Source organism: Pseudomonas sp. B10(2017) (assembly GCF_002113295.1).
In the GTDB taxonomy this organism is placed as follows: domain Bacteria; phylum Pseudomonadota; class Gammaproteobacteria; order Pseudomonadales; family Pseudomonadaceae; genus Aquipseudomonas; species Aquipseudomonas pudica.
In genome coordinates this window covers 39,958-59,619 of record NZ_NEJU01000013.1, presented here as the reverse complement: position 1 = coordinate 59,619, position 19,662 = coordinate 39,958, and the positions used below count along the sequence as shown (strand labels likewise).

At 62.8% G+C, this 19,662-nt stretch carries 15 protein-coding genes and 1 tRNA gene; 3 read left to right on the top strand and 13 right to left on the bottom strand.

Going from position 1 to position 19,662, the window contains the following annotated elements; translation table 11 throughout:
* Positions 1 to 120 precede the first annotated feature (120 nt).
* Together CAF92_RS16635 and CAF92_RS16630 are read left to right on the top strand one after the other, a co-directional pair.
* Positions 121 to 1,563, top strand: coding sequence for a sodium:alanine symporter family protein (locus CAF92_RS16635; RefSeq protein WP_046615936.1), 1,443 nt, complete (start codon positions 121 to 123; stop codon positions 1,561 to 1,563).
* A 72-nt stretch (positions 1,564 to 1,635) separates the two neighbouring features.
* Complete coding sequence (locus CAF92_RS16630) at positions 1,636 to 2,625, top strand: asparaginase (RefSeq protein WP_085601401.1); 990 nt, start codon at positions 1,636 to 1,638, stop codon at positions 2,623 to 2,625.
* A gap of 126 nt (positions 2,626 to 2,751) precedes the next feature.
* Here CAF92_RS16630 and CAF92_RS16625 read toward each other — a convergent pair.
* The 10 genes from CAF92_RS16625 to CAF92_RS16575 all read right to left on the bottom strand — a co-directional run bounded on the left by CAF92_RS16625 (position 2,752) and on the right by CAF92_RS16575 (position 14,854).
* Positions 2,752 to 2,847: transfer RNA gene (locus tag CAF92_RS16625), tRNA-Sec, on the bottom strand.
* Between the two features lie 6 nt (positions 2,848 to 2,853).
* Positions 2,854 to 4,776, bottom strand: a complete 1,923-nt coding sequence (selB, locus tag CAF92_RS16620) for a selenocysteine-specific translation elongation factor (RefSeq protein ID WP_085601400.1) — start codon at positions 4,774 to 4,776, stop codon at positions 2,854 to 2,856.
* The gene (gene selA, locus CAF92_RS16615) at positions 4,773 to 6,200 is read right to left on the bottom strand and encodes an L-seryl-tRNA(Sec) selenium transferase (protein ID WP_085601399.1); all 1,428 of its coding nucleotides are present in this window, start codon (positions 6,198 to 6,200) and stop codon (positions 4,773 to 4,775) included. The genes selB and selA overlap by 4 nt, the downstream gene beginning before the upstream one ends.
* Before the next feature lie 159 nt (positions 6,201 to 6,359).
* The gene (gene fdhE, locus CAF92_RS16610; protein WP_085601398.1) at positions 6,360 to 7,280 is read right to left on the bottom strand and encodes a formate dehydrogenase accessory protein FdhE; all 921 of its coding nucleotides are present in this window, start codon (positions 7,278 to 7,280) and stop codon (positions 6,360 to 6,362) included.
* Between the two features lie 4 nt (positions 7,281 to 7,284).
* On the bottom strand, positions 7,285 to 7,941 hold the full coding sequence (locus tag CAF92_RS16605; RefSeq protein WP_075044437.1) for a formate dehydrogenase subunit gamma: 657 nt from the start codon (positions 7,939 to 7,941) through the stop codon (positions 7,285 to 7,287).
* A complete protein-coding gene (gene fdxH, locus CAF92_RS16600) occupies positions 7,938 to 8,888 on the bottom strand; it encodes a formate dehydrogenase subunit beta (RefSeq protein WP_046615930.1) in 951 nt (316 codons plus the stop codon). Before fdxH ends, CAF92_RS16605 begins: the two co-directional genes overlap by 4 nt.
* The gene (gene fdnG / locus CAF92_RS16595) at positions 8,888 to 11,956 is read right to left on the bottom strand and encodes a formate dehydrogenase-N subunit alpha (RefSeq protein WP_143516149.1); all 3,069 of its coding nucleotides are present in this window, start codon (positions 11,954 to 11,956) and stop codon (positions 8,888 to 8,890) included. The genes fdxH and fdnG overlap by 1 nt, the downstream gene beginning before the upstream one ends.
* Before the next feature lie 272 nt (positions 11,957 to 12,228).
* A complete protein-coding gene (locus CAF92_RS16585; protein ID WP_085601396.1) occupies positions 12,229 to 12,990 on the bottom strand; it encodes an SDR family NAD(P)-dependent oxidoreductase in 762 nt (253 codons plus the stop codon).
* Between the two features lie 21 nt (positions 12,991 to 13,011).
* Positions 13,012 to 13,797: a TSUP family transporter gene (locus CAF92_RS16580; RefSeq protein WP_046615926.1), complete on the bottom strand. Its 786-nt coding sequence runs from the start codon at positions 13,795 to 13,797 to the stop codon at positions 13,012 to 13,014.
* 31 nt (positions 13,798 to 13,828) lie between these two features.
* Positions 13,829 to 14,854: a TauD/TfdA family dioxygenase gene (locus CAF92_RS16575; protein ID WP_085601395.1), complete on the bottom strand. Its 1,026-nt coding sequence runs from the start codon at positions 14,852 to 14,854 to the stop codon at positions 13,829 to 13,831.
* 444 nt (positions 14,855 to 15,298) lie between these two features.
* On the opposite strand from CAF92_RS16575, the gene CAF92_RS16570 reads away from it, so the two are divergent.
* Positions 15,299 to 16,699, top strand: coding sequence for a PLP-dependent aminotransferase family protein (locus CAF92_RS16570; RefSeq protein WP_046615924.1), 1,401 nt, complete (start codon positions 15,299 to 15,301; stop codon positions 16,697 to 16,699).
* A gap of 232 nt (positions 16,700 to 16,931) precedes the next feature.
* Here CAF92_RS16570 and CAF92_RS16565 read toward each other — a convergent pair whose 3' ends face one another.
* From CAF92_RS16565 to CAF92_RS16555, 3 genes are all read right to left on the bottom strand, one after another.
* On the bottom strand, positions 16,932 to 17,390 hold the full coding sequence (locus CAF92_RS16565) for a hypothetical protein (RefSeq protein WP_178081803.1): 459 nt from the start codon (positions 17,388 to 17,390) through the stop codon (positions 16,932 to 16,934).
* Positions 17,391 to 17,699: 309 nt separating this feature from the next.
* Positions 17,700 to 18,242: a single-stranded DNA-binding protein gene (locus tag CAF92_RS16560; protein WP_046615922.1), complete on the bottom strand. Its 543-nt coding sequence runs from the start codon at positions 18,240 to 18,242 to the stop codon at positions 17,700 to 17,702.
* 9 nt (positions 18,243 to 18,251) lie between these two features.
* Positions 18,252 to 19,646 carry an MFS transporter gene (locus tag CAF92_RS16555; protein ID WP_015268752.1) on the bottom strand — a complete coding sequence of 465 codons (1,395 nt, stop codon included), beginning with the start codon at positions 19,644 to 19,646 and terminating at the stop codon, positions 18,252 to 18,254.
* Between the last annotated feature and the right edge of the window lie 16 nt (positions 19,647 to 19,662).

Sequence of the window (19,662 nt, the reverse complement as noted above, 5' to 3'; positions counted from 1 at the left end):
AGCAACCCGCGAAATTGTAACCACTCTTGTCATAGCCAACCATGCGCCCCAACGAATAGCGGTGCGCCTGCCGTCCGCTGGTCTTTCCACACGAACAATAAGAATCGAGGTCATTTTCCAATGCTCGAAGTACTCAACGATTTCCTCTCGGGGAAACTTCTCATTGTGCTGATCGTAGGGCTGGGTAGCTACTTCACCATCCGTTCCCGGTTCGTCCAGTTCCGTCATTTTGGCCACATGTTCGGTGTGTTCAAGGAATCGCTGCGTGGCCAGGCAGGCCAGCTGAGCTCCTTCCAGGCCCTGATGCTGAGCCTGGCCGGCCGCGTGGGCGCCGGTAACATCGCCGGTGTCGGCATTGCCGTGACACTGGGTGGACCAGGCGCTGTGTTCTGGATGTGGGTCACCGCACTGGTGGGCATGTCCAGCAGCTTCTTCGAATGCACCCTGGCCCAGGTCTACAAGCGCGCCGATGGCGATGGGCTGTACCGTGGTGGCCCGGCCTACTACATCCAGCACGGCCTGAAGCTGAAAAGCATGGCCATCGTGTTCTCGATCCTGCTGCTGGTCACCTACGGCTTCGCCTTCATCGGCCTGCAGTCGTACACCGTGACCCACTCGCTGCAGAACGCCTTTGCCTTCGACCCCAAGCACACCGGCATCGTACTCGCCGTGCTGCTGGCCATCACCTTCATCGGCGGCATCAAGCGCATCGCCGCGGTGTCCGACCTGCTGGTACCGGTCAAGACCCTGGCCTACATCGGCGTGACCCTGTACGTGATCGGCACCCAGATCGAACACGTGCCGGCCATGCTGGAAACCATCTTCAAGAGCGCCTTCGGCCTCGACCCGGCATTCGGCGGCCTGCTCGGCAGCGCCATCGTCATGGGCGTGAAGCGTGGTGTGTTCGCCAACGAGGCGGGCCTGGGCAGTGCGCCGAACGTCGCCGCCGTGGCCGCCGTGAAACACCCTGGTGCCCAGGGCGTTGTCCAGGCCTTCAGCGTGTTCCTCGACACCTTCGTGATCTGCACCTGCACCGCGTTGCTGATCCTGCTGTCGGGCTTCTACACCCCAGGCTTCGAAGGTGACGGCATCGTCCTGACCCAGAACTCGCTGGCCGCCGTGGTCGGTGACTGGGGCCGCGTGTTCGTCAGCGTGGCGCTGTCGCTGTTCGTCTTCACCTGCATCCTCTACAACTACTACCTGGGCGAGAACAGCCTGCAGTTCCTCAGCCGCAACCGCGTGGTACTGATGGTGTTCCGTGGCCTGGTACTGGCGCTGGTGGTATGGGGTTCGATGCAGGACCTGTCGACCGTGTTCGCCTTCGCTGACATCACCATGACCTGCCTGGCCTTCGTCAACCTGGTGGCCTTGGCCCTGCTGTTCAAGGTCGGCCTGCGCGTGATGCGCGACTACGACGAGCAGCGCAAGGCGGGCGTCGACCAGCCAGTGTTCGACTCGGCCAAGTTCACCGACCTGGACCTGGACCGCAATGCCTGGCCTGCCAATCCGCAGGCGGAAACAGCCACTGACAAAGCGGTTGGCCAAGCCCAGACGCAGCGCTGATATCCTGCCCTGCCCAGCCGCCCCGTTCGCGGGCGGCTTTTCTTTCTCCGCTCATCGCTCCGGATGCTTTCCATGCGTGTAGTAAAGAATCTTCTCGTTCTCTATACCGGTGGCACCATCGGCATGCTCGAAACACCGGAAGGCCTGGCGCCGGCCGGTGGTTTCGAAGCGCGGATGCGTGAACACTTCTCCTGGTTGGCCGATGCGCCCCAGGTGCAATGGACCCTGCAGGAACTGAACCCCCTGCTCGACAGCGCCAACATGCAACAGCACAACTGGCTGGCGATGCGCGATGCCATCGTCGCAGCGGTAGAAGTGGCTGGCCATGACGGCGTGCTGGTGCTGCATGGCACAGACAGCCTGGCCTACAGCGCTGCGGCATTGTCGTTCCTGCTGCTGGGCCTGCCGGTGCCGGTGCTGCTGACCGGCTCGATGCTGCCGGCGGGTGCCGCGGACAGCGACGCCTGGGGCAACCTGTGTGGCGCACTGCGCCAGTTCGAACAAGGGCTGGAAGATGGCGTGCAACTGTACTTCCATGGGCAGCTGCTGCATGGCTGCCGGGCGTCGAAGCTGCGCAGCGAGGCGTTCGATGCCTTTGCCGCGCTACCGCGTCATCGTGACAGTGAGCGCGCCACGGCGATCCCAGCCGAACTTGGCTACAAGCACCCGCGCCAACCGGTCAACCTGGCGGTAGTGCCGGTGTTCCCGGGCCTGCAGGCCGGGCACTTGCAGGCACTGCTGGGCAGCGGCGTGCAGGGGTTGCTGCTGGAGTGCTACGGCAGCGGTACCGGGCCATCGGATGACCAGGCGTTGCTGGATGTGCTGAGCGCGGCACGCCAGCGGGGCGTGATGCTGGCGGCTATCAGCCAGTGCCCTGAGGGGTCGGTGGTGTTCGACACCTATGCGGCGGGTAACCGCTTGCGCGGGGCCGGGCTAATCAGTGGCGGGGGCATGACCCGGGAGGCGGCGCTGGCCAAGATGGTTGCGCTGCTGGGGGCTGGGCTGGATGTCGACACGGCAGAACGGTGGTTTGCCCTGGATCTGTGTGGGGAACGGGCCTGAGTGTTGCCTGGTCTGGCCCTATCGCCGGCAAGCCAGCTCCCACAGGGATAACACAAGGCCTGAGGCCTGTGGAGTACCTGTGGGAGCTGGCTTGCCGGCGATAGGGCCCTGACAGGCAAAAGAAAATGGCGGAAGGCAGCGGGAGTCGAACCTGCCCGGGAACGGCTGCCGTCCCCAACCGGGTTTGAAGCCCGGCCGCGCCACCGGGCGCGATTGCCTTCCTTGAACTCAGTGCCTGGCCTGCTGCTGGGCCAGGGCGCTGTCGGCGCGAATGTGACGCTGATCGGCCACCCTCCGGGTCAGGCCGATGCGGTCGAAGTACTCCAGAATCTGCACACTGCGCTTGCGACCGATGCCCAACATATCGCGAAACGCGGCAACCTGCACTATCGGCGTTTCACTGGCCTGCCCCAGCAGCAGCTCTGCCATGCGCTTTAGCGTCGCCTCGGGGTAGAACAGGTCGCGCACCACCTGGTGCACCAGGCCCAGCCGGGCCAGCTTGCGCAGCAACAGGCGCACATCGGCTTCGGCACAGTTTTCCTCGCTTGCAAGCGTCCTGACCCAGGGCGGATCGTATTGCCCCGCCAGCAACTTCGGTTGCAGACTCGCCCATAACACACTGTCGGCTTCACTCAGCTGGACCTTGTGATCAGGCAGATGCAACCAAGGCCCGCTGCTGGCAACGGCGCCGTCCTCGAGCAACTCATCCAGCAGGCTGACAAAAGCGGGCCGCTCCAGCGGCAAGGCAGCAAAACGGCGCAGGCGGTCGCGGTCCGGGCCGAGCTGGTCGGGCTCCTGTTCATGGAACAGTGCCAACTGCTCCAGCACCTGGCGCTTGAGCGCCTGCCACCGGGCACTGGCAAACAGCAGTTGACCCTGCCGCGTGGCAATCACCTGCACGTCTTCCGGCAACTGCCAGGTTTCGCGCAAGCGATTGAACTGCCGCTCCAGACGCTGCGGGTCGATCCCCCCTGGTGCGCTGGCAAGCAGTGCCGGCAGGGCCTGCTCCAGGTCCTCGGCATCGCGCAGCACCTGTAATTGGCGCAGGCGCTCATCGCTGCGACGCTGACGGCTTGGGGCGAACGGGTCGAGCACCTTGCCGCCCCCCAGGGTGCGCTGGGCACGCTGGTCGCGCAGTACCAGACGATCGCCGTGTACCGCCTGCAGCGGCGCGTTCAGCAGCAACTGGGCGAACATGCGCTGGCCCGCCGCCAGGGTTTCACCTTCGAGCAAAGCCACCCGGGCGGTTACGTCCTGGGTGCCGAGGTGCACGTGCACAGCGCTGAAATGTTCGAAGGTACGGGTCTCGCCCGGCAACAGGTTCAGCTCGATATCCACCCGCACGCTGGGAGCGTGCAGCCACTCGGGCACCAGCCAGTCACCCCGGCGCACCTGCTCCACCGTCAGCCGTTCGGCAGCGATGTTCAGTGCCACCCGCTGGCCCGCCTCGGCCACCAGCGCGGCCTGGTTCTGTGCATGCAGGCCACGCACCCGCACCGGTTTGCCGGCCTTGCCCAGCAACAGGGTGTCGCCGGCACTCACCCGCCCGGCCAGCGCCGTGCCCGTGACCACGACACCCGCACCGGTAACGGCGAAGGCGCGGTCGACGGCCAGACGGAACCCGCCACGCACGCTGCGCTGGCGTACGCGCTGTTGCGCGGCCAGCAAGGCCTGGCGCAGGGCATCGATACCTTCGCCGGTCACACTCGACAACGGAAACTGCCGTGCACTGGCATAAGGGCCCGGCGCCAGCAGTTCGCTGACCTGTGCCTGCACTTCGGCCAGACGGGTTGGCTCTACCCGGTCGCATTTGCTGATCGCCACCAAGGCCAGGGGGATCCCCAGCAGTTCGATGATCGCCAGGTGCTCTCGGGTTTGTGGCATCACCCCGTCGTCGGCCGCCACCACCAACAGCACCAGGTCGATACCGTGGGCGCCGGCCAGCATGTTGTGGATAAAGCGCTCATGGCCCGGTACGTCGATGAAGCCGGTCAGCGCTACCCCCTCGGTCAGCGCCGCATAGCGGTAGCCAAGGTCGATGGTCATGCCACGGGCGCGCTCCTCCTGGCGATGGTCGCCGGCTTGGCCGGTCAGGGCCTGGAGCAGTGCGGTCTTGCCGTGGTCGATGTGGCCGGCGGTACCAACGATCACTGTACCGGCCCCAATTGCAAGGCAAGCAACTGCGCCAGCCACTGGGCTTCGTCATCCAGTTGGCGCAGGTCCAGCCACAGTGCGTCATCGGCGATACGGCCGAGCACCGGCACCGGCAAGTCACGCAAGGCCCGCTCCAGAACATGCAGGCTGCGCCCGCGCAACTTCTTCGACACCTGCGGGCGCAGGCACAACGCCGCGCTCGGCAGGCGGGCCACCGGTTGGCTGCCACTGCCGATCATACCCAGCGCCGGTTCCACGCTGACCGCCCATTGCTCGCCGAGGCGGGCTTTGAGCTCTGGTGCCAGACGCTCGGCCTGGGACTGGATTTCGGCTTGGCTGCGGGTCAACAGGCGCAGACTGGGCAGGCGCTCGGCCAGGCGGTCGGGGTTGCGGTACAGCGCCAGCACCGCTTCGAGTGCGGCCAGGGTGATCTTGTCGACACGCAGCGCGCGCTTGAGCGGGTTCTTCTTGATCCTGGCGATCAGCTCCTTGCGCCCGACGATGATCCCGGCTTGCGGCCCGCCCAGCAGTTTGTCGCCGCTGAAGGTGACGATATCGGCGCCGTCAGCCAGGGCCTGGCGCACGGTCGGCTCGGCGGGCAGGCCCCAGCGGGTAAGGTCAAGCAGGCTGCCGCTGCCCAGGTCTTCGAGCAGCGGCAGGTCATGTTGGTGGGCGATGCGCGCCAGCTCGCCGGTGTGCACCTGGGTAGTGAAGCCCTGGATGCTGTAGTTGCTGCAATGCACCCGCATCAGCAGGCCGGTACGTGGGCTGATGGCGGCCTCGTAGTCACGGGCGTGGGTGCGGTTGGTGGTGCCGACTTCGTGCAGCTTCACGCCGGCGCGGGCCATGATGTCGGGGATGCGGAAGGCACCGCCGATCTCGATCAGTTCGCCGCGGGAGATGACCCCCTCCTTGCGGGCGCCCAGGCTGTTGAGCGCCAGCAGCACGGCGGCGGCGTTGTTGTTGACCACGGTTACGGCTTCGGCGCCGGTCAACTCGCGGATCAGGCCTTCGATCAGGTCATCACGATCGCCGCGCTTGCCGGTGGTCAGGTCGAATTCCAGGTTGAGCGGGTAGCGAGCGGCGGTCTGCATCGCCTCGATGGCCTCCTCTGGCAACAGGGCGCGGCCTAGGTTGGTGTGCAACACGGTGCCGGTAAGGTTGAACACACGGCGGACCTGGCTGCGTTGCTGTGTAGCCAAGCGTTCGCCAGTGCGGCCCAGCAGGACTTCAGCAGCCAGTTCGGCAGCGCTGAGCTGGCCGGTGCGGGCGGGGTCGCGCAGGTCATCGAGCAATTGCCGCAGGGTGGCGAGGACCGCGTCGCGGCCGTGGCGGTCGATCAGCGGGAGGCAGGCTGGGTGGCGCAAAAGGGTGTCGATGGAGGGCAGGCGTGGGGTGTCGCTGGCAAGGCTGGAGGACATGCGGTACTACCTTGGACTGATCCGTTGTCTGTACTGGCCTCTTCGCGGGTAAACCCGCTCCCACAGCGGCAGCGCAAGCCTCAATAGCTGCGCTGGCCCCGCGGGAGCGGGTTTACTCGCGAAGAAGGCGACTCGGTCTTACAGTGTAGACACTCTCCACTACCCGGGTGCGAGCATCAGGTTCGGTGCCAACCGATGAAAGCCCTCCTCGTCCAGGCGAATGTCCAGTGCCAGGCTGGCCAGGTCATCGGCCAGCGGCTCGGCCGCAGCATCGTTTTCCAGGTAATTCTGCTTCAGGTAGCTCTCGCACTCCGGGCAGCACTCCGCGCGCAGCGGCGCCTTGCCCGGCGCATGGCGGTCATCGTCAAGGCTGGTATAGCGCAGGTCCTTGCTCGACTCGCAGTACACGCACTTGACCCGCACCACATGCCATTCGCAGGCACACAGCGAACAAGCCAGGTAGCGCAGGCCATTGTGCTTGCCGCGGTTGCGCACCACCCCGGCCATCGCCGGCGAACCGCAGGCCGGGCACTGGGCCAGGCTGCCGGCAGGCTTGAGCTCTGGCGTGGGCAGCGCCAGCAACCAGCTGGACCAGGCCGCCTGCAAGGCCGCCCCTATGAACGGCACCAGCGCCGCAGGCACGGCATCGTACTGACCGGCAAGCAAGGCAATGCCCCAACCCTTGCGTTGATGGTCGTCACTGCTGTGCAGGGCTTGCAGCGCCTCCCCCAACGGACCACTGGTGTACGTGTCGAGATGCTCAAGCAAGGCTTGCAACCAGACCAGCCACGGCCCCTCACGCACCAGGCTGTCCGCCGCCAGAGGCGGCAAACCATGACTTATGCACAGGCGCTGACGCTCCTCGGCCACCGGCATGCCAGCGGGCGGGTTATTCACAAGCTGCTGCTGGATAAGGCACAAACGAGCCACCAGCTTCAGGTATTCGCCAAGGGCATTGCCCTCGGCCAACTGCTCCAGGCGCGCGGCGCGCAGTTCGAACAGGTTGGCGGGGGGCAGGTGCAGAAACGGCGGCATTACCGCCGACGCTTCGATCTGCCCGGGTTCGAGTATCGTGCTCAAGCGCTCATCCTTCTTTTCGTCCGTGATTGCCCGGCGTCTTGTCGCCGGTCACTTCGCGGTACCACAACTCATGGTGCTTGCGCGCCCAGGCGCGGCTGACCCAGCCATGCAGCATGGCGCCGATCGAACCTTTGATCCAGATGCCGGCGTAGATGTGCACGATGATGCTGAGGATCAGCACAAACGCCGCCAGGGCGTGGAGCAGCGCGGACAGGCGAATGACCTCGATGCCGAACAAATGGCTGAAGTATGCGCGCCAGATCACCACGCCGCTGACCAACAGAACCAGCATGCACACCAGCAGGGTCCAGAACAACAGTTTCTGCCCGGCGTTGTACTTGCCGATCGGTGGTACACCCTCCTCCTTGTTGAGCATCACCCGGTCCACGCGGCGCAGCCACAGGCGATCGTTGGCAGTGATGAAGTTGGCCCGCCAGAAACGCAGCACCAGGCCGAGGAAGAACACGAACATCGCCACCCCGATGAAGGGGTGCAGGATGCGTGTCCACGGCCCACCGCCGAACAGGTTGCTGAGCCAGAACAGTGCCGGATGGAACAGCGCAAGCCCCGACAAGCCAGCCAGGACGAACAGGATCGCGACGACCCAGTGGTTGCTGCGCTCGTTGGCGTTGTAGCGCAGGATGGGTTTGTTGTCGTTCATGGCCGCTGCTCCCCTTGCCCACCGGGCTTGGTCGGATCATAGACATGGACCGACGGGTCCACCTGGTGCACGCTTTCATCCGCAGGTATCGGATGTTCGTCCTCTTCCACCCGCTGTGGCCCGACCCGCACATAGTGGAAAAACCCGGCCAGCACCGCCGCGCCCATGGCAAGCAGCGCCAGCGGCTTGGTGAAGCCCTTCCACAGCCCCACCAGCGGGCTGATCACCGGCTGGTCCGGCAGGCCGGCGTACAGCTTCGGCGTGTCGGCATGGTGCAACACATACATCACGTGGGTGCCACCGACGCCATCCGGGTCGTACAGCCCGGCCTTGTCGTAGCCCCGCGATTTGAGGTCGACGATGCGTTCGGCTGCATGAACCTTCATCTCGTCCTTGGTGCCGAACACGATCGCCCCGGTCGGGCAGGTTTTCACACAGGCCGGCTCCAGGCCCACGGTCACGCGGTCGGAACACAGGGTGCACTTGTACGCCTTGTGGTCCTTCTGCGAGATGCGCGGGATGTTGAACGGGCAACCGGTGATGCAATAGCCACAACCGATGCAGTGGTCCTGGTTGAAGTCGACGATGCCGTTGGCGTGCTTGATGATTGCCCCCGGGCTCGGGCACGCCTTCAGGCAACCTGGCTCGGCGCAGTGCATGCAGCCGTCCTTGCGAATCAGCCACTCCAGGTTGCCGTCGTCGCGCTCGTGTTCGGTGAAGCGCATCAGGGTCCAGGTCTCGGCGGTGAGGTCCTGGGGATTGTCGTAGGTGCCGTGGTTGTGGCCGACCTCGTCACGCAGTTCGTTCCACTCCGAACACGCCACCTGGCAGGCCTTGCAGCCGATGCACTTGGTAGTGTCGATCAGCTTGGCGACTTCCTGCTGCTGGCGTACCGAAGGCGGTACGGTGGTGGTGGCCGAGCGGGCGATGATGTCTTGGCTGGCCATCAGAGTTTCTCCACTTTGACGAGGAACGACTTGGACTCTGGCGTCTGGGTATTGCCGTCACCCAGGAAAGGCACCAGGGTGTTTGTCAGATAGCCATGCCGCGTAGCCCCGGTGAAACCCCAGTGCAGTGGGATGCCGATCTGGTGCACGGTCTGGTTGTTGACCTTGAGCGGGCGAATCCGCTTGGTCACCACCGCCACCGCATCGATATGCCCGCGCTTGCTCGACACCCGCACCCGGTCGCCGGCCTTGATACCTTTCTCGTTGGCCAGCACCTCGCCGATTTCGACGAACTGCTCGGGCTGGGCGATGGCGTTCAGCCGGCAATGCTTGCTCCAGAAGTGGAAGTGCTCCGTCAGCCGGTACGTGGTCGCCGCGTAGGGGAACTCGTCGTGCTTGCCGAGGCTGTCCCACACCGAATCGAAGACCCGCCCAGCCGGGTTGCTGGTGGCCTTCTTGTTCTGCGGGTGCAGCGGATTGATGCCAATCGGCGTCTCGAACGGCTCGTAGTGCTCGGGGAACGGGCCTTCGGCCATCTTGTCGATGGCGAAGAACCGCGCCACGCCTTCGGGGTTCATGATGAACGGGTTCATCCCCGCCTCAGGCGGCGAGTCGACCTTGAAGTCAGGCACGTCTGTGCCGGTCCAGGCCTTGCCGTTCCACCACACCAGGCGTTTCTTCTCCGGGTCCCACGGCTTGCCTTGCGGGTCGCTGGAGGCACGGTTGTAGAGGATGCGGCGGTTGGCTGGCCAGGCCCAGGCCCAGTTCTGCACCTGGTGCATGCCGTACGGGTCGCTGTTGTCACGACGAGCCATCTGGTTACCCTGCTCGGTCCAGCTACCGGCGAAGATCCAGCAGCCGGACGCGGTGCTGCCGTCGTCCTTGAGCTGGCCAAAGCCCGCCAGTTGCTGGCCGGCCTTGATCACTGCGCCAGTCGGGTCGGTGACGTCGGTCACCGCCCAGCCGTTCATTTCCTTGGCCAGCTCCTCCGGGGATGGCTCTTCAGGGACCTTGTACGGCCAGCTGATGTTCATCAGCGCATCAGGGTAGGCGCCGCCCTCGGCCTGGTAGCGTTGGCGCAGGCGCAGGAACAGCTCGCTCATGATGTGAACGTCGGTGCGTGTCTCGCCCGGGCCGTCGGCGCCCTTCCAGTGCCACTGCAGCCAGCGGCTGCTGTTGACCAGCGAGCCGTCTTCCTCGGCAAAGCAGGTGGTGGGCAGGCGGATCACTTCGGTCTGGATATTGGCCGTGTCGACATCGTTGAACGGCCCGGCGTTGCGCCAGAACTCCGAGGTCTCGGTGGCCAGCGGGTCCATGATCACCAGCCACTTGAGCTTGCCCAGGGCCGCGGTTACGCGGTTCTTGTCCGGCAACGCGGCAATCGGGTTGAAACCCTGGCACATGTAGCCGTTGACCTTGCCTTGGCCCATCATCTCGAACATGCGCAGCACGTCGTAGGCCGGTACATCGAGCTTGGGCAACCAGTCGTAGCCCCAGTTGTTCTCTGCGGTGGCATTGGCGCCGTACCAGGCTTTCATCAGGCTGACGTGGAACTTGCCGTAGTTCTGCCAATACGACAGTTGCCCAGGGCGCAGCGGCTTGGAGGCGCGCTTGTCGATATAGGCGGCATAGTCCTGCTCTGCGTCGCCAGCCAGGGTCAGGTAGCCCGGCAGCGAGTTGGACAGCAGCCCAAGGTCGGTCAGGCCCTGGATGTTGGAGTGCCCCCTCAAGGCGTTGACACCGCCACCTGGCATGCCGACGTTGCCAAGCAGCAACTGGACCATGGCCGCGCTGCGGATGATCTGAGCGCCGATCGAGTGCTGCGTCCAGCCCAGCGCGTAGAGGATCGTCATGGTCTTGCCCGGTACCGAGCAGGTGGCGATCTCTTCCCAGATCTTCAGCATGGCGTCCTGCGGCATGCCACAGGTCATGCTCGCCAGTTCCGGGGTATAGCGGCTGTAGTGCTGCTTCATCAGCTGGAACACGCAGCGCGGGTGCTGCAGGGTCGGGTCGACCTTGGCAAAACCGTCCTCACCCAGCTCGTAACCCCAGCCGGACTTGTCGGCATACACGCGCTTGGCCTCGTCGTAGCCGCTGAACAGGCCATCCTCGAAGCCATAGTTCTCTTTGACGATGAACGACACATCGGTGTAGTTGCGCACGTACTCGTGCTGGATCTTGTCGTTGCTCAGCAGGTAATTGATCAGCCCGCCCATGAAGGCGATATCGGTACCAGTACGGATCGGTGCGTAGTAGTCCGCCACCGAAGCGGTACGGGTAAACCGCGGGTCGACCACGATCAGCCGCGCCTTGTTGTGCGCCTTGGCCTCGGTCACCCACTTGAAGCCGCACGGATGCGCTTCTGCTGCGTTGCCACCCATTACCAGGACCAGATTCGCGTTGGCGATATCGGACCAGTGATTGGTCATGGCGCCACGGCCGTACGTCGGGGCAAGACTTGCCACCGTCGGGCCATGTCAGACACGAGCCTGGTTATCGAACCCCAGCATGCCTGTTGCGCGGACGACCTTGTGGGTCAGGTAGCCAGCCTCGCTGGAGGCGGCGGAAGCAGCGAGAAAACCGGTGGTGATCCAACGGTTGACCGTTTGCCCCTGGGCGTTCTTTTCTATGAAGTTGGCGTCGCGGTCCTGCTTCATCAGGTCGGCGACGCGATCGAGCGCCTCATCCCAGCTGACCCGCACCCACTCCTGGCTGCCCGGCTTGCGTACCTCGGGGTAATGCAGGCGGCTCGGGCTGTGGATGAAGTCCAGCAGGCCAGCGCCTTTCGGGCAGAGGGTGCCGCGGTTGACCGGGTGGTCGGCGTCACCTTCGATATGGATGATGTTCTGTTTGACGTTCTTGCCCGCATCGCCCTGGCTGTACATGATCAGGCCGCAGCCGACCGAGCAGTAAGGGCAGGTGTTACGGGTTTCCTTGGTATGCGCCAGCTTGAAGTGACGCACCTGCTCGGCAAATGCTGGTGTAGGGGCCATGCCCAACGCCGCAAGGCTCGAGCCTCCAAGGCCGACGGCGGCGACCTTGAAGAACTGCCGACGGTTCAGGTCCATCGTGCACTCCTGATCAGGTGGTGGACGCACGGAACATGGCCGGCGCCTCTTGGTAGTCACGGTGGCGGCCAATTGATGGCCGCCAAGAGTTAAGACTAGCCAAGAATCGAGAAGGTGCGATGACATGGGTCAGTTGAAGGCGCTGTGTTGCCTGATTCGCGGGTAAAAACGCTCCCACAGGTACTGCACATGCCCGAAGCACGGCGCTATTTCTGTGGGAGCGGGCGTGCTCGCGAACACCGGCAACGCCGGTGCCATCCACCATCGGCCGATCAGCAAAGCGGCAGGTTGCGCACCACGTTCAGCGCCGCGCTGCTCTGCGCCACCGGCATGATCTCGATGGTATTGATGTTCACATGCGCCGGCTGCTCGGCAATCCATGCCACCGTGGCCGCGATGTCCTCGGGCAGGATGGCCTCCACATCCCGATACAGCGCCTGCACGGCATCCAGGTCACCATTCAGGCGCACCACCGAGAAATCGGTCCCCGAGCACAGCCCAGGCTCGATGTTGCTCACTCGCACGCGGGTGCCCGCCAGGTCGGCGCGCAGGTTGAGGCTGAACTGGCGGACAAAGGCCTTGCTGGCGCCATACACATTACCGCCTGGGTAGGGGTAGGTGCCGGCGATCGAGCCGATGTTGATGATCATGCCACTGTCGCTTTCCACCATCTGCGGCAGGATCTTGTGCGTGACCATGGCCAGGCCGGTGATGTTGGTGTCGATCATTCGCTGCCAGTTTTCCGCACTGCTTGCCTGGGCACGGTCCACGCCCAGCGCCAGCCCGGCATTGTTGACCAGCAGGTCGATCTGCAGCGAAGCATCACGAATCTGCTCGACCGCCGTCTCGAGCGACAACGGGTCGGTGACGTCCAGCGCCAGCGGAATGAAATTGACGCCCAGCTCGGCCTCCAGCGCTTGCAGCTTGTCCATGCGCCGGGCACCACCGATCACGCGGTAGCCTTTGCCGATCAAGGTACGGCAGATGGCGCGGCCAAAGCCCGAGGAGGCGCCGGTTACGAATGCGGTTTTCATCAGTTGTCTCCTATGGAAGGGTCAGGCCAGGTACTTCACGCCCAGGCTGGTGAACAGGCAGAGCATCGAGAACACCAGCGCCTTGCGCACCACTTCGTTGCCTTTGCGCAGGGCCAGCGCGCTGCCAAGGTGGTTACCGAGGATGTTGCAAGCCACCAGCGGCAACGCCAGCAGGTAGACGACCTTGCCGGCAATGACGAAGGCCACCAGGGCGCCGATATTGGATGCGAAGTTGAAGGTTTTGGAGTTGGCCGAGCTGGAGACCAGGTCCATGCGCAGCAGGTAATGGAAAGCGATGATGAACATGCTGCCGGTACCGGGACCGAAGAAGCCGTCATAGAAACCGATGGCCAGGCAGGTCAGGGGGACCACGGTGAACAGCATGCGCGATGACAGTTCGCGCTCTTCGACCGGGCGGTCCTTGGGAGTGAGGAAGATGAGGATGCCGAAGGGGATCAGCGCCAGGATGATCTTGCCTACGGTTTCCTGGGAGATCGACACGATCAGGTGCGCTCCAAGGTAGGCACCGAGCAGCGAGAATGGCACACCGACCAGCGCTACCTTCCAGACCATCTTGCTGTTCGCCAGGAAGTTGCGGATGGCCGCCAGCGTGCCGAGGGTACTGACCAGTTTTTCCTGGCCGAGGGCAACCTGGGGTGGCATGCCAACCAGCAGAAAGCCCGGCACCAGGAACAGCCCGCCGCCACCGGCAATGCTGTCGACGAAGCCGGCAACGAAGGCAATTGCCCCGAGCATGAGGATCGCCAACAACCAGTGTTCCGCCCAGAAAGCGCCTAACAGTTCCATAACAGTACGTCCATCGAGTCAGTGAAAGAGATCAGGAGAGAACTTCGTAGAGGTGATCGGCCCGGGCGAAGTGCACCCGGTTCAGGTCGTTTACTGCGAACAGACGCAGCAGCCAGCGGTCGGCACCATCGTTCTGTGGCTCGAAGCCATCGCGGGCATGCAGCACGCGCTGGTTCTTGAAGATCATGAAATCGCCAGGCAGCAGCAGGTGCGGCTCATCGAAGCGGCGGGTTTCCAGCACGCTGCGCAGGCTGCCCAGGGCCTGTTCGGCACGCAGGTTCAGGCCGTGGGTGTTTTCGCTGTCGAAGCGGCACAACCATTCGCCAGCGTGACCACGCGCCAGGACAGGCAACTCGGCGGTGCAACGACGGTTGCCTGTGAAGGAGTCCGGGCGACGGATTTCGAACTGGGGCAGGCACAGTTCGCGCACGGTCGATGCGGGTAGTGCTGCGACCACGGCATCGAGGTTTACCAGTGTGGTGCTGATGCGCGGGTCACAGCGCATACCGAAGAACGACAGGTACTCCGGGCAGCAGGAAGCGGTGCCAAGCGGCTCGGAAGAAAGCGGCAGGTCCGGGTTGTCCACATGATAGGAAAAGCGCAGCCGCGAACCATGGGAGCTCTTGTGGCTGGACGAACTGCGCGACGGTATGACATGGCGGAACAGGTGACCATCGTTCTCCCCTTCATAAACCACTGGGTTGATCCCCATCAGACTCTGCATGGTCAGGCTGACCAGGCAGGCAATGGGTGTGCTGCGCGGGCTGAGCACGCCCGAATAGGGCGTGGGCGGGATATCCCGGTCGCGCGGGCAGTTGCGCACGATCATGCTGGTCAGGTGCGGGTCTTCGACAAAACCGCGGATCTGCTGGCACAGCGCCTTGCCCAGCACTTCCTGCGCCTGATCCTTGATCTGTGGGTAAAGCTCTTTGCTCGTCTCGAAATCGAGCGGGGTGTTGTTCAGCAGGGTTTGCCAGGCGCTGGAGGTGACCCACGGCAGGCGGATCTCCAGTGCGGTCCGAGGCTCGGCCCCTTGATGCAGTTGTGCGCTTTCCATTTCGAGTGATATTCCATTGAGGCGGCTTGAGGCCGTTCGGTGTCGTGCTAAGCCGGGCAGAGGCGGCAGACGTTGTATTTTTTGAAGCCGTTCACAGCTGTGCGACGCCAGCGATTGACGCCGCTGGCCGCAATCGCACATTGCATCGACTCAATCATTGTAATTACAAAAATAAAATCGATTCAATTCATTTTCGATAGCGTAAACCTCCAGGATTGAATCGATTCAATCAACTCATTGATTTCAAAAGGTTTCTATCTATCGTCACGAGATACGGTGTACGACCGGCGAAAGGATCGCCTTTTGACGACGGGTGTCCGCTACGAACGCACAACAACCCAAAGCGACTCAATCAAGGTAATTTACCTGTACGAAAACACAATTACTTCCATCAGACCTTTCGTGCTAGGCTTCCGCGTTCTCGCAGATTCTGGTGCCATTTCTATGTGGGTTCCTCACTACAGCGACCTGGCGCAGCCGGTCTACCTGATGATTGCCGACGCCTTGGAACAAGACATTGGCAGTGGCCGGCTGGTGGCTGGCGAACGCTTGCCGACACTCAAGGATCTGGCCGAGTCCCTGAACGTGACCCCCGGCACCATCGGGCGCGCTTACGACGAAGCTGCCAAGCGCGGCCTGGTGGTAGGCGAAGTCGGCCGCGGCACCTTCGTGCTGCAGCAACGGCAGCTGCAAAGCTCTCCTCCTGCCCCGGTCGCACAGCCAAAGCCCGTGGCCGCCGAACGTGAGAGCGGCCAGATTGACCTGTCGATCATCAAGCCCAACGATGCCCACATGACCGACTGGCTGCGCGGAGCCATAAACGAGCTGGCCGCGTCGCCCGGCCTGGCGCAGGTACTCGACTACGTCACCGATGGCGGCCATGCGACCCACAAGCAGGCCGGTGCCGCCTGGATCCAGCGCTGGCTGCCCGAGGCGCGCTGGCAGCAGGTAGTTCTGACTTCAGGGGCCCAGCACGGCCTGCTGGTGGCCATCAGCAGCCTGTCGAAGAGCGACGATGTGGTGCTGTGCGAGTCGTTCTGCTACCCAGGCATCATCTCCCTGGCCCACAGCATGGGCCGCCGCCTGCGCGGCGTGGCCATGGACGAGCACGGCCTGATTCCCGAGGCACTGCGCGCGGCGTGCCTGGAGCACCGCCCTTCCCTGCTGGTGTGCGTCACCACCCACCAGAACCCGACCAACTCGATCATGCCCCACGCACGGCGCCAGGCCATCGCCGAGATCGCCCGCGAGTTCGACCTGTTCATCGTCGATGACGATATCTACGGTTTCCTTGAACCCGCACCGGATTACCAGCCACTGGCGGCGTATGCGCCCGAACGCTCGGTATACCTCACCAGCCTGTCCAAAAGTGTGCTGCCAGCACTGCGCATCGGATACCTGTATGCCCCACCGCAAACCCTCTCGCGGCTTTCGTCGATGGTACGCAGCAGTGTCTGGATGCCCTCTCCGTTGATGGCGCAATTGGCCAGCAACCTGGTCAACAGCGGCATGGCTGACCAGTTGGTGCGGGTGCAACAGGAGGAGGCGGCCGAGCGCCAGCAAATGGCCCGGGAGATCCTTGGCAAGTACAAGATCCGCAGCCAGCCCAACAGCTTCCATATCTGGCTGGAGTTGCCCGAGCCTTGGACAAGCGACGAATTCGCCAACCTGGCACGTAACAACGGAGTCACGGTAGTCAGTGGCAGCCAGTTCCTGCCAGAACGCAGCCACGCCAGCTGCGGCGTGCGCATCGCCCTGATGGCCCCCAGCCGCCAGGAACTGGGCTTTGCCCTGACCAAGCTGGTCAGCTTGCTGGACTCACCGGAGCCGCGGTTGTTTTATTGAACTGGACTGGTATTGGTGTAGCCGTGCCATTTTGGGGCACTATGCACCCGTTTCGCGACGCGAGGCCACTACAACAGGCACTCGGTGTCACAGGGTTTGATTTGTAGCCGTCAACAAAACAGGTGCAGCAGAACGGCACCAGCCAAGAACTGAGGGCAGACTGTCAAGTAAGAGGCATAACTTTAATCAATGACGCATGTGACTCTAACAAGGCCCGAGCATACTCGCTCGACTACAAGTCGATGAACACACTGAAATTATCGCCTTCCAGATATCGGACAGAAACCTGACCGCTAACATCTTGCCCATCTTCCGTTACAAACTTGTAATGGGACAGGAGAAAATCCTCCCGATAAACAATGCCTTCATCCCGCTGTTTCCCGCCCCACGCCATTATCAACCCGCCGGCAATTGCAACGAGGCCGGAGTTCGCTTGTATGTATTGAATCAGAGTAGGGCCTGAAAGCCGGTCATAATAAATAACCTCAGGACCGAACAGGAAGATGCCAAGGCCCAGTGCGGAAATTGCCAATCCAATGCCTATTAATACTCGACCGTAAAACGCAGCATCCCCAGCAGGCCCCTCAAGATGAGCTGCATATATCTCGGAAAAACCGGAGACATTGTAGTTTCGCGCCTCTGATTTCAGGTTTATTTGACCTAACAGGCATTCCTTCTCAGCACTTTGCATGATCCACTCCTTTAAAAAGTGAATACTAAGCGATCAGCATAGGAAAAAGTGCGCCCCACTAGAATTTCAGAAGTCTCTGACATTTACGGTCAGCGTTTCCTATAACCAATAAAGTTGGTAACTTCTTATAGGCACTTTTCCTGCTCAATGGGCTGCCGAGTTTCCCGCAATATCGCGAAGCTGGCGCCCTATCTTCGCCGCTTTCTTTTTAGAGGAAAGCCCGCACAGCACCACACTGTTTGCTCATAAAAAAACCCAAGACATCTGCCTTGGGTTTTTGGTTTTTTGCCAACTGCTTAACGGCTTGGATCAGAACGGAATATCGTCATCGAAGCTGTCGAAGTCAGCCGCTGGCTGAGGGGCTGGCTGCTGCGGTGCCGGGCGCTGAGGGGCCTGTTGCGGCCGTGGGGCCTGCTGGCGCGGCGCCTGGTTGTACTGTTGCTGCTGGCCACCGCCGTAGTTGCCGCCACCCTGGTTGTATGGGTCACCGCCCTGCTGCTGGTTCTGCGGACGACCGCCGAGCAGCTGCATGGTGCCGTTGATGTCGACGATGATCTCGGTGGTGTAGCGCTTGATGCCGTCTTTTTCCCACTCGCGGGTCTGCAGCTTGCCTTCGATGTAGCACTGCGAACCCTTGCGCAGGTATTCTCCGGCGATTTCGGCAACCTTGCCGAACAGCGACACACGGTGCCACTCGGTACGCTCGACCTTCTGACCCGACTGCTTGTCGGTCCACTGCTCACTGGTAGCCAGGCTCAGGTTGGTCACGGCGTTACCGTTGGGCAGGTAGCGGACTTCGGGATCCTGGCCACAGGTACCGACCAGAATGACTTTGTTAACCCCACGGGCCATAACGTTCTCCTAGGCTTCGCACGCCGAAGAGGCCGGGTTCACCAGGCGCTCAAGGGTCGTACGGTCCAAAATTTTCGTATCCAGTTTGATATAGATGGCGGCTTCTTCCGCCACCACGACGGCGTCGGTCACACCTGGCACAGCCATCAGGCGCTCGGTCAGGCCGGCTTCCCGCACTGCCTCTGGCGTCAGCGGCATGCGCAGACTGGTCACATAGGGCGGCTCGTTCATGCGCAAGGCAACAACCAACCAGATGGCACACAGTACCGCACAACCGAGGAACACCATGTTCAGCCCGCCATGCTGGAACAACCAGCCACCAAGGATTCCTCCCAGGGCAGCACCGAGGAACTGGCTGGTAGAGTAGACCCCCATCGCCGTCCCCTTGCCACCTGCAGGCGACACCTTGCTCACCAGTGAAGGCAGCGATGCCTCCAGCAGGTTGAATGCAGTAAAGAATACCACGGTGCCGATCACCAGTCCGCGCAAACCGTCAGCCCACTGCCAGAAGAATACCTCCACCAGCAGCAACACACTGACCGCCCCGGCCAACACGCGTTTCATCTTGCGCTTTTTTTCGCCATAGATGATGAACGGGACCATTGCAAAAAATGAGATGAACAACGCGGTCAGGTACACCCACCAGTGCTGCTCCTTCGGCAGGCCGCCGCGCTCGACAAAGGCCAGCGGCAGTGCGACGAAGCTGGCCATGAGGATCGCGTGGAGGATGAAGATGCCCACATCCAGCCGCAGAAGGTCCGGATGGCGCAGGGTCGGGCCGATGGCCTGGCGCGCCACACCTGACTCACGATGCTGCAGGATGCTGTGGGTATTGGGCACCACAAAGGCGATCAGCAGGATGCCGACCAAGGCAAGTCCTGCCGTGGCGAGGAACAATCCTGACAAGCCAAAGGCACGAGTCAGCAATGGGCCGACAACCATGGCGACCGCAAACGACAGGCCGATGCTCATGCCGATCATGGCCATGGCCTTGGTTCGATGCTGCTCGCGGGTGAGGTCGGACAGCAGTGCCATGACCGCAGCGGAAATCGCTCCGGCGCCCTGCAGGATACGCCCGGCGATCACTCCCCAGATGGAGTCGGCCTGGGCCGCCAATACACTGCCCAGCGCAAAGATGACCAACCCCAGGTAAATCACCGGCCGGCGGCCGATGCGATCGGAAATCATCCCGAACGGGATCTGCAATACGGCTTGCGTCAGGCCATAGGCACCAATGGCCAGGCCGATCAGCGCAGGCGTGGCACCGGCCAGGTCCATGCCGTAGGTGGCCAGCACCGGCAAGACCATGAACATGCCCAGCATACGAAAGGCAAAGACCAGGGCCAGGCCGCCAGCGGCGCGGGTTTCGCCGCCACTCATGCGCTCGTTGTGGGTGTCGTGCATGGATTAACCTCGTGTG